Origin of the sequence: Chryseobacterium carnipullorum (assembly GCF_003815695.1) — a bacterium.
GTDB lineage: Bacteria > Bacteroidota > Bacteroidia > Flavobacteriales > Weeksellaceae > Chryseobacterium > Chryseobacterium carnipullorum.
Map to the genome: position 1 here is coordinate 1,012,781 of NZ_CP033920.1, position 15,265 is coordinate 1,028,045.

Consider the following 15,265-nt stretch of genomic DNA (forward strand, 5'->3'; position numbering starts at 1 on the left):
TTTTATATATAAACCTGAATTTCAACAGCTTACACATTATTAAGATTAAGTAAAAATTAACATACAGTTAATATTAGTTAAATTTTATTTCGCGAATTTTGCAGAAAATTAAATCTAACTATTACTAACGATTATGAAATTAATCAACAAATCGATACTGACTGTAGCTATCACCCTATCTACAGCTAGTGTTTATTACGCTCAACAGGTTCAGGATACGGTATCAAAGTCCAAAGATATTGATGAGGTAATTTTAAGAGGTGTTACCGATATCGCTAAAGATAGAAAAACACCAGTAGCAGTTTCTACAGTAAAAGCAGCACAAATTCTTGAAAGACAAGGAAATCAGGAACTTGTTGAACTTTTAAATGTAACACCATCTGTATATGCTACAAAAGGTGGCGGTGGTTTCGGAGACTCTCAGATTGTTATGCGTGGGTTTGAATCAAGAAACATTGCAGTAATGGTAAACGGTATGCCTGTTAATGACATGGAGGGTGGTACTGTTTATTTCTCAAACTGGACTGGATTATCTGACGTAACGAGTTTTATGCAGGTACAGAGAGGACTTGGTTCTTCTAAATTAGCGATCGCTTCTGTTGGAGGTACAATGAACTTCATCACTAAGTCAGCAGATATGAAAAAAGGTGGTATTGTAAGGTTAGGCGTTGGTAACAATGACTTTCTGAAAACATCATTCGCTTACAATACAGGAAAGTCTGACAAGGGATGGTCTTCTTCATTCTTAATGAGCAGACAAACCGGAGCAACATACATTCAAAACACAGACTACGAATCTTATGCTTACTATTTCGCATTAGGATGGGAACCAAATAAAAAACACAATTTCCAATTTACTATTACTGGAGCTCCACAATGGCATGATCAAAGATCATACGCTCCTTCTATTAGTGATTACGTGAGATACAATCCGGATAATGACGGAACTCCTGACAGAACTTATAATTCAGATTGGGGATATTACACGAATTCTGAAGGAAAAAGAGTTGCTCTTTCCAACAGATCAAACTATTATAATAAACCCGTTATCATGTTAAACTGGGACTGGACTATCAATGATAAATCCAAGTTAAGCACAGTAGCATACATGTCTAATGGTAGAGGTGGTGGTACTGCAGATCTAGGAAGAGTTAACGGTAGAGGTCTTACAACTTTAGTTAACGGACAACCCTACTTTAGAGATGCGCAGGGACTTTACAATTATGACAAAGTTTTTGCTGAAAATGCTGCAGTAAATGCGAGTACTGCAAATGCAGGATCAACATTAGTGCGTAGAGCAAGTATTAATTCACATAACTGGTATGGTATATTAGCTAATTTCCAGCATAAGATCAATGATAACTGGAACTTCTCTGTAGGTACTGATGACAGATACTACTATGGATATCACTATCAGGTTATTTCAGATCTATATGGTGCACAAGGATACAAAGATGCTAATAATAAGAACATCGCTCCAAACCTTGTTACTCAAACTTCTGACTATAAAAAATTATCATGGAATCCTTTTGGAGGAAGCCAGGTTCCTCTTAACGAAAGAGTTGGTTTTAGTAATGATGGTGAAGTAATCTGGTATAGCGGATTTGGTCAAGTAGAATATACAAAAGATAACTTATCTGCATTTTTACAAGGATCAGTTTCAAATCAAGGATATCAAAGAATTGATGAGTTTGTTCAAGATGGTATTACTGTACAAAGAAACCAAACTGTAAACAGAAAAACAGGTTTCAAAAACATCTTCGGATACAACATTAAAGGGGGTGCTAACTATAATATCAATGAAAACAATAACGTTTTTGCCAATATTGGTTATTACAGCAAGCAGCCATTCATGAACACTGTATATCCAAGTAACCAGCAAGTTGTTAACCCTCAGTTAACTAATGAGAAAATTTTCTCTGCTGAAGTTGGTTATGGTTTCAGATCTGCAAAATTCAGTGCAAATGTTAACATTTACAGAACACAGTGGAAAGATAGAGCTCTGAGAAGAAATATTCAGGTTCCTGACGTAACAGATGCATACGCAGAGATGAATGGTATTACAGAAATTCACCAGGGAGTTGAGTTCGATGCAACTTACAAACTGAACAAATTTTTGGAAATTAATGGAATGTTCTCTTGGGGAGACTATTACTATAAAGGAAATGCAACAGGTACAACATTTGACGGAAATAACAACCCTCTAACGGTAGCTGGAGATTCAAACACAACTACGCTTTATATTGATAAAGTAAAAGTAGGAGGAACAAGCAGCAACAGTATTCCACAAATGACCGCATCATTAGGAGCTACTGTTAAGCCGGTAAAAGACTTAAGCATCTATGCAGGATGGAGATTTGTAGGTAAGCTTTATTCTTCTATTGACATTGCTACTTTCTCAAACATAGCTAATCAAGACAGAGGAGTATTAAAACTGCCTGACTACAATCTTACAGATGTAGGTGTTTCATATAAAATCAGATTGAGAGACGCTAACCAATTTTTCACTATTGGAGCTAACGTTTACAACTTATTTGATACTACTTACATCCAGGATGGTGCAACAAATAATTTCGTTAAAGGAGCAGGAGACTTTAAAGATATACCAAGTGGAGCAACAGCTCAACAGCAGTATAGCGCTTATATCAATAATCCAAATAACTTCTATAAAGGAATTGATACAACCAACAGAGTATTCTTCGGATTTGGAAGAACTTGGGCAGCAACATTGTCATTCAACTTCTAATAAGATCATCATATTAGATTTTATAAATATCTATCCCGGCTTTTCGCCGGGATTTTTGTTATATTTGTGTCTAGAAAAATAGAAAAAACTGAATATGGATTTTTACAAGATTTTGCTTAATGCACACAAAGGATTCGGGTATCTTGAACTTCTTTTGACCTCATTATTTATTATTGCCCTTTTAGCTACGATGTTTGGCTTCAGTGGCAAAGTGAACAAATTTTTAAAGAAGACGACTCTTTTTACGATGATCTTCTTCCATGTTCAATTCCTGATAGGAGTTATCATGTTGGTGATTAATTTTACAAAAGGATTGGATATGGGATCAGTAATGAAAAACGCTGACTTAAGATTCCAGTATGTAGAACACCCATTTTCTATGCTAATTGCAGCTGTATTAATGACCATCATTAATAAGAAAGTAAAATCTAATGATACCATTTCACTGGGAATTGTAATCATGGGTCTTATTGCAGTAGGTTTATTTGCATTCGCGTTCCCTTGGATGAGAGTCTTTGGGGCTTAAAAAATAAAATACAACGGTATTAATGATGCGTTGATACCGTTGTAATAGTTTAACCTTAAATTTTTAATTAAATCAATGAAAGTAGCTGTAGTCGGTTCAACAGGAATGGTTGGACAAGTTATGCTTAAAGTTTTGGAGGAGAGAAACTTCCCTGTAACAGAATTAATTCCGGTAGCATCCGAAAGATCTGTAGGAAAGAAGGTGAAGTATAAACAGGAAGAATTTACGATTGTAAGCATGAAAGACGCTATAGCTGCCAAACCGGATATTGCTATTTTTTCTGCCGGAGGAGATACTTCTCTTGAATTTGCGCCTCTTTTTGCAGAAGCCGGCACCACAGTGATTGATAATTCTTCTGCATGGAGAATGGATCCTACCAAAAAACTGGTGGTTCCGGAGATCAATGCCCATGTTTTAACCAAAGAAGATAAAATTATTGCCAATCCCAACTGCTCTACCATTCAGTTAGTAATGGTTTTGGGGCCATTGAATAAAAAATATGATCTGAAAAGAGTGGTCGTTTCTACGTACCAATCTGTAACAGGAACAGGAAAAGCTGCCGTAGATCAGCTCAATGCTGAAATCAGCGGAGATGACAACGTTGCCAAAGTGTATCCTTACCAGATCTTCAAAAATGCTCTTCCTCACTGTGACGTGTTCAGTGATGATGATTATACTAAAGAAGAGATCAAATTAATGAAAGAACCTAAGAAAATCTTAGGGGATGATACATTCAATCTTACCGCAACTGCAGTGAGAGTTCCTGTTCAGGGAGGACACTCGGAAAGTGTGAATATTGAATTTGAAAATGAATTTGACCTTGACGAAGTAAGAAAGATCTTATCTGAAACACCGGGTGTGGTAGTCATGGACAATGTGAAAAACAACGAATATCCAATGCCGCTGTACTCAGAAGGTAAAGACGATGTATTCGTCGGCAGGATAAGACGGGATCTGTCACAGCCCAAAACGCTGAACCTCTGGATCGTAGCAGACAATCTGCGAAAAGGAGCAGCAACAAACGCTGTACAGATTGCAGAATACTTAGCAGCCAACAACTTAGTTTAAACTAACAAAATAAAAAAGAGTCTCAAAATTGAGATTCTTTTTTTTATCAAACTATGGAAAATAAAAAAACCATCAGCAACAAAGACAAAATAGGATTTCAAAAGCTTATTGCCGTTTTCGGCGTCATCTTATTCATAGGAAAGATCATCGCATGGAAGCTTACGAATTCCGATGCAGTATTCTCTGATGCCATGGAAAGCGTTGTAAATGTCATCAGTGCATTTATGGGACTCTACTCCCTTCACCTGGCTGCAAAACCCAAGGACGAAGACCACCCTTACGGCCATGGAAAAGTAGAATTTGTAACATCCGGCATTGAAGGGGCTTTAATAGCTATTGCGGGCATTATGATCATCTACGAAGGTGTCAACAGCTTAGTCGTTGGAAAAACACTGGCCAAGATTGATCTGGGAATATGGATCATTGCAGCAACTGCTGTAGTCAACTATTTACTGGGTTATGTTTCCATTAAAAGAGGTAAGGCAGAAAACTCTCTGGTGTTGATTTCCTCCGGAAAACATTTACAGTCCGATACCGTGACCACATTTGGAGTGGTCCTCAGTTTAATTGTAGTCTACTTTACCAAGATCTATTGGCTGGATTCGGTGGTAGCTCTTATTTTCGGTTTTTATATTATCTATGTAGGCTATAAAATTGTTAGAAAGTCTTTAAGTGGGATTATGGATGAGCAGGATCCGGATCTTCTGAACCAGATTATCAAAGTGCTGGAAGAAAACAGAAGAATAGAGTGGATCGATGTTCACAACATGAAGATCCAGCAATTCGGAGCCAATCTCCACATTGATGCGCATATCACCCTGCCCTGGTATTACAGTCTTCGTGAAGCTCATGATGAAATGGAAAAAATGATTATCGTCCTGGCCAAAAATATCAAAAGAAACATAGAATTTAATTTCCATATGGATGACTGCAAGACCATATCATGTCCTGTATGCCAGATCAAAGACTGCCCTGTCCGCGAAAAAAATTTTGTTAAACGCGTACAATGGACCCCGGAAAATGTAACAAGTGTAGAAAAACACACTGTAGATTAGCTGATCAACACACAGGCTGACCGACTACTGGTTGATTAGCCTGTCTTTTATTAATTGCTTTCTGTAATAAAACATCGGAACAATCAATAGCAGCGCCAGCGGCTGAATAACAAACCTTCTCATATAAAACGAAAAAAGGTAGCCAATGTCAAATCTGTCAGAGATACAGTAAAGATAGATCGGGAAAGTAATGGCAAAGATGATCGTAATCAGCAATGCCCCCTGTACCGTCCACTGTTTATTTTTAAAAAGACACTGAATGATCAGGCACGAAAATAGAAGATTAAGAACAAATCTGAAGAGATGCCCAATAATTAATCTCCCCCACTCAAACTGAGGAAATTCAATATTTTTATTAGCTTCATGAAAATACGCAAGAAATGGATCATAAAAGATGCTATCTTCAATAACACGTATCCCTATAAGACCGCAGATTCCTGCTATAACCAGAAGCCCGTTAAGAATTTTCATTTTTTAAAGCAAAGAATTTAATCCATACCAACCACAGAACCACCACGGTCCCGTAAATAACTGCAGGGAAAATAAAGTCGTGAAACATTTTTCCGTATTCCTCGTAGTCCGACATCACAATATTGAGTCCAACGATCCGGAGAAGGTTCATGATATAGAGCATAACAATTCCTGCCAGTGCATAAATAAAAGTTTTCAGTCCTTTATAAAATGCAAATACAAATGCCATGAAAAGAATCATAACCGAAATTGCATTACAGCCTTCCACCATCCTTGTCACATAGTTTTTCTTCACATAAAACCAGACCTGCTCATTTTTTATATCATCATAAAGCAAGGTCGGAAATCCCAAAGCCTTCTGAATAGACGCAACCTGATCGGCAATGATTCTCGAAAAAGGATCAAGTCCTCCTGCCTTACTCACATTCAGATAAAACTGATACGCAAAAAGCAGTACCAGATAGATAACGATGAACCTCAGCAAAATGTTTAAAACTGGTTTAAAATCCTTTAGCATAATGCAAAGATAAAAATTAGGATGTAAATTCACCCGTGTTTGAGATAAGAAAATAAAGATTTGAGAATGAAATTACTATTTTATGTCTTTATAACTGAATCCCAAACGATCCCATCTCTACCCTATTCTCCACCAGATTTCATATAGTTTAAATACTTTAATCATTATAACTCTTAAATCCAATCCCAGCATCCTGGATCGCGAATCCCGAACCTGGTAACTCTTCAACTTAACAAATTCCAAACTCCCATTAAATTAGTATATTTGTTTCCATATTATGACGTCCGAAAACACAAAACAATTTTTTGAAAAGTATCTGGGTAGCCCATCTTCCGAGTTTGTCACACTGGCTCAAAGCGGATCTGCGAGGGTGAATTTTCTGGCTAAATCAGACAACAAAAAATACATTGTTACCCGCAATGAAAATATTGCCGAAAATGAAAGCTTCCTCTATTATTCTGAAGTTTTTTCCGAACTGAATCTCAATACCCCTGCTATTTTTGCCGTTTCGGACGACAGAAAAATATATATACAGGAATTTCTTGGTGAACAGACTCTTTCCGAAATTATTTCAAAAGAAGGACTTTCTCCTCATGTCAAAGCACTGGTAAAACAAACGCTGGGAAAACTTTTTGAGCTTCAGATCGGGACTCAGGGAAAAATCGATTTCTCAAAAACTTTTGAATATGAAAAGTATGATGAACTTCCCGTGATCCATGATCTTTATTATTTTAAAAACTTTGTAGCTGACGTTCTTGAACTGGAATACCGTAAATCTACACTGCTAAAAGAATTTAAACAGATTGCTACCCGTATTGAAAGCCTTGCTCCAAAAGGAATTATGATCCGTGATTTTCAGGCCAGAAATATTATGGTCAACGAAGAAAGTAAAGTTTCGTTTATCGACTACCAATCTGCTATGGAAGGACCATTGATGTACGACGTCATCTCTTTTCTATTTCAGGCTAAAGCCGACTTTCCGGAAGATTTCAAAAACGAAATGCTCAGTTATTACATCGAACAATCTGAAAATGAACAAACTAAAATTCAACTAAGAAATTCGGTAAAACCTATTCAAATGATGAGATTCCTACAGGTATTGGGAGCTTACGGTTTTAGAGGATTAATCCAAAGGAAGCATCATTTTATGGCAAGCCTGGAAAAAGGGATTCAAAATATCACCCATTTTGCTGCATCCTGGGAAGAAATGAAAGATTATCCTGAGCTGAAAAAAGTAATAGAAAAGCTTTCTGCTGACGAAGTAAAATTAAAAATTAAATACTTAAAAGAATCTTAATGGTTCAAATAAAATAAAAAAAGAATGTTACACATCGACATCCACAGTTTTTCATACAAAAAAGGAGGAATCCCAAAAGACAATTCAGGAAACGGCGGAGGCTTTACCTTTGATTGCAGAGGAATTTTAAATCCCGGAAGAATTGAAGAATATAAAATCCAGACCGGAAATGACATCGGAGTTCAGGAATATCTTGAAACCAAAACAGAAATGCCTAAGTTTCTCGAATTGGTAAAATCTATCATTTCTATTAATATCGATAACTATCTGGAAAGAGGTTTTGAAGATCTGCAGATCAGTTTTGGATGTACAGGAGGACAACACAGGTCCGTCTATTCTGCCATCAAGATCGCTGAATTCATTAAAGAAAAATATCCTGACGGCATAGAAATAAGCCTTCACCACGACGAACAGCACCAACTGAATTCATAAATGATCATGGATAAACGATAAATGATTAGCGTATTTAAACATCCATTATCATCACTTATTCATTGGGGTCATTCATCAATCATCATTCATCCATTATAAATAAAAAATGAAAGCTTTAATTTTCGCTGCCGGGAAAGGCACAAGGCTGAAACCTTTTACGGATCATCATCCAAAAGCACTGGCCCAGGTAAATGGCGTCCCCCTTTTGGAAAGAAATATCAATTATCTTAAAAGCTTCGGAATAAAAGATTTTGTGATCAATATCCATCATTTTGGAAATCAGATTGTTGAATTTTTGAATAAAAACAGTAATTTCGGATGCAACATTGAAATCTCTGATGAGACTAATGAACTGCTGGAAACCGGTGGCGGCTTGATTTTTGCTAGAAAGTTTCTCGATCACGGGGAAGATTTTCTGATCATGAACGCTGATATATTAACGGAGATCAACATCAATGCTCTCGTTGAATACCACAAAAAGATAAAAGATTTTGCTACTTTAGCGGTTTCCGATAGAGATAGCTCAAGAAAATTGCTTTTTAATGACGATTTGGTATTACGGGGATGGCTTAATGTACAATCGGGAGAACAGAGGCTCGCGGAATTCAATAAAGGATTTAAAGCTCTTGCTTTCAGCGGCGTTCACTGTATCAACCCTGCTATCTTTGAAAAAATAAAGAGAACCGGCAAATTTTCTGTTATGGAGGAATATCTGGATCTGATGCAGACGGAACATATCCACGGATTTGTGCACGACAGCATTCTGATTGATGTAGGAAGACCAGAATCCGTAATAGAAGCCGAAAAACATTTTAAATAATTTTTGCAATGGAAATGGATGGAACCAGGGATGAAAGTTTAGTAAATCCGGCCCTTGATATTAATGAAACAAAACTTCACAACAGTCTCAGACAGAAGACCTGGGATGAAACCATTACCAAGGACAGCTGGATGGTGTTCAAGGTTATGGCTGAATTTGTGGATGGGTACGAAAAGCTGGCCAAGATAGGCCCTTGTGTATCTATATTCGGTTCTGCAAGACTAAAGCCTGAAAGTAAATATTACGAAATGGCGGTGGAAATTGCAGAAAAGATCACCAAACTGGGTTTCGGAATCATTACCGGAGGCGGGCCGGGAATCATGGAAGCGGGAAATAAGGGAGCTTTTAACGCTCAGGGAAGATCAATAGGACTTAATATTGATTTGCCATTTGAACAGCATTTTAATCCTTATATCAATAAATCTTATTCTATGAACTTCGATTACTTTTTTGTAAGAAAAGTAATGTTTGTAAAATATTCTCAGGGTTTTGTTGTAATGCCCGGAGGTTTCGGTACATTAGACGAGCTCACAGAAGCAATGACGCTGATCCAGACCAACAAAATAGGGAAATTCCCCATCGTCCTTGTAGGAAGCGAATTCTGGGGAGGATTACTGGATTGGTTCAAAGCAACTCTGTTAAAAGAAGGCATGATTGCTGAAGATGATCTGGATTTATACAGAGTAGTAGACACCGCTGATGAAGCCGTAGCGCACATCAAGGCTTTTTATGATAAATATTCTGTGAATGTAAATTTTTAATTGGCATATTATTTGTGACCTATAAATAGCAAGAATGATTGTAAATCTATTAATTAAGATGAAAAAACTTTTATATATATCAGGAATTTTAACATTTTTTGTGTTAATGAGTTTTATGTATGCAGACTTTTTCTCTTCAATGACAAAAGTGGATTATATAGATGGAAGTAAAACATTGAAGTTCACCACAAAAATGAATACCAACCATATTTCTGATGCTATTAAAATCAATCCTAATACAGCAGGATTTGAAGCAGAGGTAAAAAAATATGTGAACAATAATTTTGATGTGTATGTCAATGGCTCTCCGAAAACTATAACCTTCACCGGAAGTCAGGTAAGCGGAGAAACTGTATGGGTATATTTTGAGACCGGCGGCGTGTCCGATATCAGTGCCCTGAAAATTAAGAACACGATCCTTTTAAGTGCTTTTCCTAAGCAGATCAACATTGTTAGTATTGCTTACAAAGGAAGCCAGAAAGTAATGAATTTCCAGAGAGGAAAAGAAGTAAACGAGGTTTCTTTCTAATCGGAATAGTTTAAAAATAAAAAAACCACTGCGGATGCGGTGGTTTTTTTGTATCCCATTTTCAATTAAATTACTTATTTTATCCGCTGTTAATAAAGTAAATATGCAATGAACAGAAAATTTGTAATGCCAATAATCATAATTTGTTCAATCGGCTGCACTGCCTATTTTCTTAAATATAAAGCAACAAGGCAGCCGACAGAAGTAATTCTTAAAAATTCTAAATATACTGTAGGAGAGATTACTTCCGATGATTATGGGGACAGGAGATATACAAAAGGTAATGATTACACATTCAGATATAGCGGAGGTACCATTAGAAAAGGACATCAGAATGGAGAATTTATTAACGGGAGAAAATATCTTGTAGTATATGATTCTACAGATATCAGGAACGGCTATCTAATATTAGATAAATTTGACATTACAGATTCTTTGGAAAAATATCATGTCCATAAAAATTACGATTATTATGATGTGGGATGGTCGTTACCCAACATCCCTTTCAAATATGACAAAAGTGATATTGAATATGAGGTAAAAGTGAATCTCAGAAGTGAATAGCTTCATATTCAAAAAACCACGAAAAATAATCCTTTAAAGTTTGAAATCTCTGATTTACAATACACATATCGCAGCCACCAGTCATTGTAGGTTTATCACTTAAAACAAAAAAGGCCGTCTCCTGAAAGACGGCCTGTATTTAAAATATCAGATTGATTATTGAACCTGAATATTATCTAACTGAATCGTAGTGGTGACACCCGTAGATGCTCCGGTATATTCAAACAGGATAAATCCGTTCCCCGTTAATCCGGCAGGCAGTGTATAAGTTCCCGCAGGAGCTAATGTGCCGTAATTAACAGCTGGAGCCTGTGGAATTGTAAATGCAGAGGTAATATCTGTTTTAGTGGCCGTTGTAATATCTCCAAGCGGAGTATAGTTGGTGGTATAGTATACTTTTAAAGCATTACCATTCCAGAATCCAACGTTAACGTCAAATTTTACGGTATTGGCTGCTGTAAAATCAACAGGTACCGCAAAATAAGTCAAATAGTTTCCAGAACCTGAATTCGCTCCCAACTGGATATACTTATTGCTGCTAAAAGTCTTTAACTGCCAGTATCTGTTTCCTAATACGGCATCATTTACATATTTAGGATACACTTCAAGGTTAGTGGGCGTCAGTGAATAACTTTCAAAGTTTTCAAGGAATGAACCAGAATAAGCGATTTCAGTACCTCCTTTTGGCGGCGTTGCATCTACTCTTGTTCCAGTGAAGTTAATATCAGATAAGCTTCTGATCAGCATCTGCCATGTAGTATTGTATCTGCTTACTACGAAAGTAATAGTACCATTTCCTTTTGGTACAAGCTCACCTCCACTCTTGAAGAATCCAGAGTTTCTGATCACTGCAGTACCTCCCAATTTATCTTCAATATTTCTGTCGGTATCCAATCCCTGGTTTCCGGCATCATAATCAAGATATTTTTTCTGAACAGGGAAGATCTCACCGATACCGAACTGTACATCAGATACCGTTACTAAAGTGTTGATCAAATTAGCTTGTTTCGCATCATTTAATGAATTAAGTTTTGTAGGAACAAGAGTCTGGACATCCAAACCGTTTCCACCACAAACTCCTGAAACATATCTTCCAACAAGGGCCTGAGGAATTCTCCCGATCGCAAAGTTCGGATCTTCAGAACCAAGTTTAATAGATCCTCTGTCAAGACCTAGACGTAATCCTTTAGCATTAATTCTGATGTGTGCTCCTACCGGATAATCAGCAAAGTTACTTGCTTTGTCTACTTCGATCTGAAGACCTACTGTAGGATTAACTGTTTTATCCTGGAAAGAGATGGTTTTATAGAAATTTCCCTGAGCATCAGAAGAAACAATATATCCGTCGAAGATCTGATCTGTAGTAATTAATTTATATCCTGTAGCAGGAGCCTGCGCTGCGAAATCTGCCATTGAAATGGTAGGCGCTTCGAATTTATTTGAACAGGCGATAGGGGGAGTTTCCCAATCATCATTCTTTACACAAGAAGACACGGCAGACAGTACACCTACTGCTACGAATGTCGTTTTGAAAAAGTTAGTGAAATTATTCATTGTTATTTTTTTATTTTTTATTAGAATCTGAATTGTAAGTTAACAAAGTAAGAACGTCCCTGAGTGTACCAGTATTTCGGTCCGAAAGAAGGTGTAGGGCTGTAATAGTCTGCCGCAAAATCTTTCGCTTTCGTTTCTCTCGTTTGCTCAAAACCTCCTGTAATGAATCTCTTGTTGTTTAAGATGTTATTCACAGAAGCAGTCAATAAGATGTAATACTTTCCAATCATGAATGATTTCCCTGCATTGGCATTTAAGAAAAATGCAGAAGGAAGTTGTACAGGCTTCAGCATATCACGTACTTGACCATCGGTAAGACCCAGGTAAGGTGTACTTGAATACGGGTTCTGAATAAAGTTATTCGTTCTTAAAGCCGGAGCCGGATCCAGATAATTGTTGTCAAAATAATTCCAGTTGGCACCTACCCACCAGTATTTCGGGTTGTTGTAACGGAACCCTAAAGAGAAAGCACGCTGAGGAGTTCCTCCTTGTTTGTAATCCTTCAGATAAGCTTTTCCGAAAGAAGTCACACTGCTTCCTGAGGCATCTGAAACAAGGTATACTTCAGGATTATTTCTGTACGTATACTCTCCTAAACTCGCAAGTCCCTGTAAAGATAAAGTAGGTAGAACTTTCAGATCAACCCCTAGTTCAACCCCCATATTTCTTTTCTCAACATTGGACATTACCTGAGTAACGAAAGCACTCTGTACCTGAGAAACAGATCCGTCAGGATTTGTACTGCTCAATTGAATTCCGTCTGCAAAGAATCTCTGTACATTCGTCTCATTCTGGGTATCAACAAGATATCCGGATGCTCTTAATTTAAGGAAAGGAGTATTGATCACATAACTTAAATCATTGGCCGTATATACTGTACTTCTGATGTTAGGATTTACAAGTGCATTAATTCTAGGATTGATAAATAAATCTTCCAGGAATGGTGCCTGGTTGTACATTGCTCCGTTATACACTAAGAAGTTACGCCCGTTGATACGGTAAACAACCTGTCCTTTCAGACCGAAGTTCCAGAAATTGTAATCTTTGCTTTTCCCGTAAGAGTTCTCATATAAATAATGCTTGAAAAGACCTTCTCTGTTTGAAGAAGAATATCCCGCCATAGCAGAAACAAATACATCAAAATTACCTGTAGAGAATTTCAATCCCGGATTTACCTTTGCCTCCTGTCTTCTCAGGATATAGTTGTACGTCATACGGTCTCCTACTCTCAACTGAACGTTAGGATCCAACGTATTATATAATCCAGAAGAACCAGGCTTAGCCGATTCTTTAAATGGATCTACACCGATCGCATAATCACCTCCTAAAAGATCTTTCATTTCACGGTAAAGCTCAGATTTATAGTTCTGATAAGATACGTTCATGATAAACTTCGTACGGTCATTAAAGTTGTACGTGTAGTGTGTACCAGCGTTGAAAATTTTATCGTCGCTTACATCATCTACCAGATATATTTTAGAACGCTTTCCGGATATCCCGTACAGACGGGCCATTTCAGCCTGATCTGCTGCATCGTTCTTTTGGTTGTTGGCATAGATCTGTCCCCAGTTGATCTGAGTAACATTAGGATCCCCATTCTGCCAGCTTGCCAAACTTGTATTGTAAGCATCTATTAGAGTTGCGTACTGTAATGGATCAGATTGAGTATTGTTGGTAGCATTATAAATAATACTGTTGATAGAATAACTTGGTAGGTTTCTGTAATACGTAGGAGAAGGATTAGTCACCCCATTCCAGTCTAAACGGGAACCTTTATCTTTTCCAAACTGGTAAGATGCAGTCGTCCAAAGGCTAGAATTTTTATTGATTTTCCAGAAATCCTGAACCTGGAAAAGCGGCTGGAATCCTCTTCGAACTCTTTCGCTTCTCTTTTCTCCATCCTGCCATCCCCAGTAAGAGTTGTAATGCACTCCTCTGTAATCATAGACTTCCTGAGTACTTGGACTGGCTGTAGATCTTCTGTATGGCGCACCGATCGCATTGAACGTAATCGTATGGCTGTCACTGAATTTCTTTTCTATACCAAGATAAGCACCGTAAGCATCGTAGAAAGTTCCTTCCTGAATTCCTTCTTCTGCCCATCTTCTTGCTCCCATTACAGTAAATGCCCATCCTTTCTTGCTCATTCCTGAGGTATAACGTAAAGAGGTTCTGTTTCTGTAGTTTCTGTTGGTTAAGGATTGTGTAAACTGGAATCCTTTTCTATACTCACTTGCTTTCGTGTTTTTGTAAACAACAGAGCTGTTTCCACCGAAAGCATATTCAGACGGAGAATGGTTAGATGCGATCTCCGGATATCTCGTGATCTCGTTGAGTCCACCCCAGTTGCTGAAGTCAACATTACCATTATCAGATTTCACCATAGAAACACCGTTCAGCATAGACTCTCCGGTTCTTCCGTCGATCCCTCTCGGGCGGAACCAGTAAAATCCTAAATCAAACGCAGCAATTCTGCTGAATACATCCATTGATGATTGTAGCAATCCTACCGTAGAAGCTTGTCCACTGCTGTTGCTGTCATCATCATCGTTGTCTATAATCGCCAAACCTTGATCTGCGCTTGTAAGATTGGAATACAGGGTAACAATTCCCAGATCCTTTCTTTTCTCATCCGCTACGTCAAACTCCATCACTTTCGTTTCGAAGTTTGGTTTCGTAATCATAATTTGATAATGGCCCGGCTGCAGATCTACAAACTGGAAGTATCCAATTTTATCAGCCGTTACATCATTTTCACTCCCTTTAAGATCTACTTCTGCCCTTTCAACAGGCTTTCCGTCAGCATCCTTAAGATACGCAAATACAGTAGTCTGCGCAAAATAGAATGAAGCTGGAAGTAAAGTAAATAAAGAGACTAATGATAGTTTTTTAATCATGAGTATATTTATTTTTTTTAATACTTTT

14 protein-coding genes are annotated in these 15,265 nt (G+C 37.5%); 10 read left to right on the top strand and 4 right to left on the bottom strand.

The window, feature by feature from the left end:
* Positions 1–133: 133 nt before the first annotated feature.
* The 4 genes from EG346_RS04735 (at position 134) to EG346_RS04750 (ending at position 5,395) form a co-directional block, all read left to right on the top strand.
* The gene (locus tag EG346_RS04735) at positions 134–2,746 is read left to right on the top strand and encodes a TonB-dependent receptor (protein ID WP_073330468.1); all 2,613 of its coding nucleotides are present in this window, start codon (positions 134–136) and stop codon (positions 2,744–2,746) included.
* Between the two features lie 94 nt (positions 2,747–2,840).
* On the top strand, positions 2,841–3,272 hold the full coding sequence (locus tag EG346_RS04740; protein ID WP_123877152.1) for a hypothetical protein: 432 nt from the start codon (positions 2,841–2,843) through the stop codon (positions 3,270–3,272).
* 75 nt (positions 3,273–3,347) lie between these two features.
* Entirely contained in the window at positions 3,348–4,340 is a 993-nt protein-coding gene (locus EG346_RS04745; protein ID WP_073330473.1) for an aspartate-semialdehyde dehydrogenase, read from the top strand.
* A gap of 53 nt (positions 4,341–4,393) precedes the next feature.
* On the top strand, positions 4,394–5,395 hold the full coding sequence (locus tag EG346_RS04750) for a cation diffusion facilitator family transporter (protein ID WP_123877153.1): 1,002 nt from the start codon (positions 4,394–4,396) through the stop codon (positions 5,393–5,395).
* A gap of 24 nt (positions 5,396–5,419) precedes the next feature.
* Here the strand turns inward: EG346_RS04750 and EG346_RS04755 are convergent, their stop codons facing one another.
* A complete protein-coding gene (locus tag EG346_RS04755) occupies positions 5,420–5,866 on the bottom strand; it encodes an exosortase F system-associated membrane protein (RefSeq protein WP_073330479.1) in 447 nt (148 codons plus the stop codon).
* The gene (xrtF, locus tag EG346_RS04760) at positions 5,853–6,383 is read right to left on the bottom strand and encodes an exosortase family protein XrtF (RefSeq protein ID WP_073330481.1); all 531 of its coding nucleotides are present in this window, start codon (positions 6,381–6,383) and stop codon (positions 5,853–5,855) included. Before xrtF ends, EG346_RS04755 begins: the two co-directional genes overlap by 14 nt.
* 277 nt (positions 6,384–6,660) lie before the next feature.
* Between xrtF and EG346_RS04765 the strand changes: the two genes are divergently transcribed.
* The 6 genes from EG346_RS04765 (at position 6,661) to EG346_RS04790 (ending at position 10,786) form a co-directional block, all read left to right on the top strand.
* Positions 6,661–7,680 (top strand): aminoglycoside phosphotransferase family protein, encoded by a 1,020-nt coding sequence (locus EG346_RS04765; protein WP_123877154.1) that lies wholly within the window; start codon positions 6,661–6,663, stop codon positions 7,678–7,680.
* A 24-nt stretch (positions 7,681–7,704) separates the two neighbouring features.
* Positions 7,705–8,112: a RapZ C-terminal domain-containing protein gene (locus EG346_RS04770; RefSeq protein WP_073330491.1), complete on the top strand. Its 408-nt coding sequence runs from the start codon at positions 7,705–7,707 to the stop codon at positions 8,110–8,112.
* Positions 8,113–8,218: 106 nt separating this feature from the next.
* The gene (locus EG346_RS04775) at positions 8,219–8,932 is read left to right on the top strand and encodes a nucleotidyltransferase family protein (protein ID WP_123877155.1); all 714 of its coding nucleotides are present in this window, start codon (positions 8,219–8,221) and stop codon (positions 8,930–8,932) included.
* Between the two features lie 8 nt (positions 8,933–8,940).
* The gene (locus EG346_RS04780; RefSeq protein ID WP_083563964.1) at positions 8,941–9,693 is read left to right on the top strand and encodes an LOG family protein; all 753 of its coding nucleotides are present in this window, start codon (positions 8,941–8,943) and stop codon (positions 9,691–9,693) included.
* Positions 9,694–9,751: 58 nt separating this feature from the next.
* Positions 9,752–10,222 carry a DUF6702 family protein gene (locus EG346_RS04785; RefSeq protein ID WP_228426600.1) on the top strand — a complete coding sequence of 157 codons (471 nt, stop codon included), beginning with the start codon at positions 9,752–9,754 and terminating at the stop codon, positions 10,220–10,222.
* 126 nt (positions 10,223–10,348) lie between these two features.
* Positions 10,349–10,786, top strand: coding sequence for a hypothetical protein (locus EG346_RS04790; RefSeq protein WP_123877157.1), 438 nt, complete (start codon positions 10,349–10,351; stop codon positions 10,784–10,786).
* 156 nt (positions 10,787–10,942) lie between these two features.
* On the opposite strand, the gene EG346_RS04795 is transcribed toward EG346_RS04790, so the two are convergent.
* Complete coding sequence (locus tag EG346_RS04795) at positions 10,943–12,340, bottom strand: M949_1556 family lipoprotein (RefSeq protein ID WP_123877158.1); 1,398 nt, start codon at positions 12,338–12,340, stop codon at positions 10,943–10,945.
* 20 nt (positions 12,341–12,360) lie between these two features.
* Positions 12,361–15,237 (bottom strand): carboxypeptidase-like regulatory domain-containing protein, encoded by a 2,877-nt coding sequence (locus tag EG346_RS04800; RefSeq protein WP_073330507.1) that lies wholly within the window; start codon positions 15,235–15,237, stop codon positions 12,361–12,363.
* Positions 15,238–15,265: the final 28 nt, after the last annotated feature.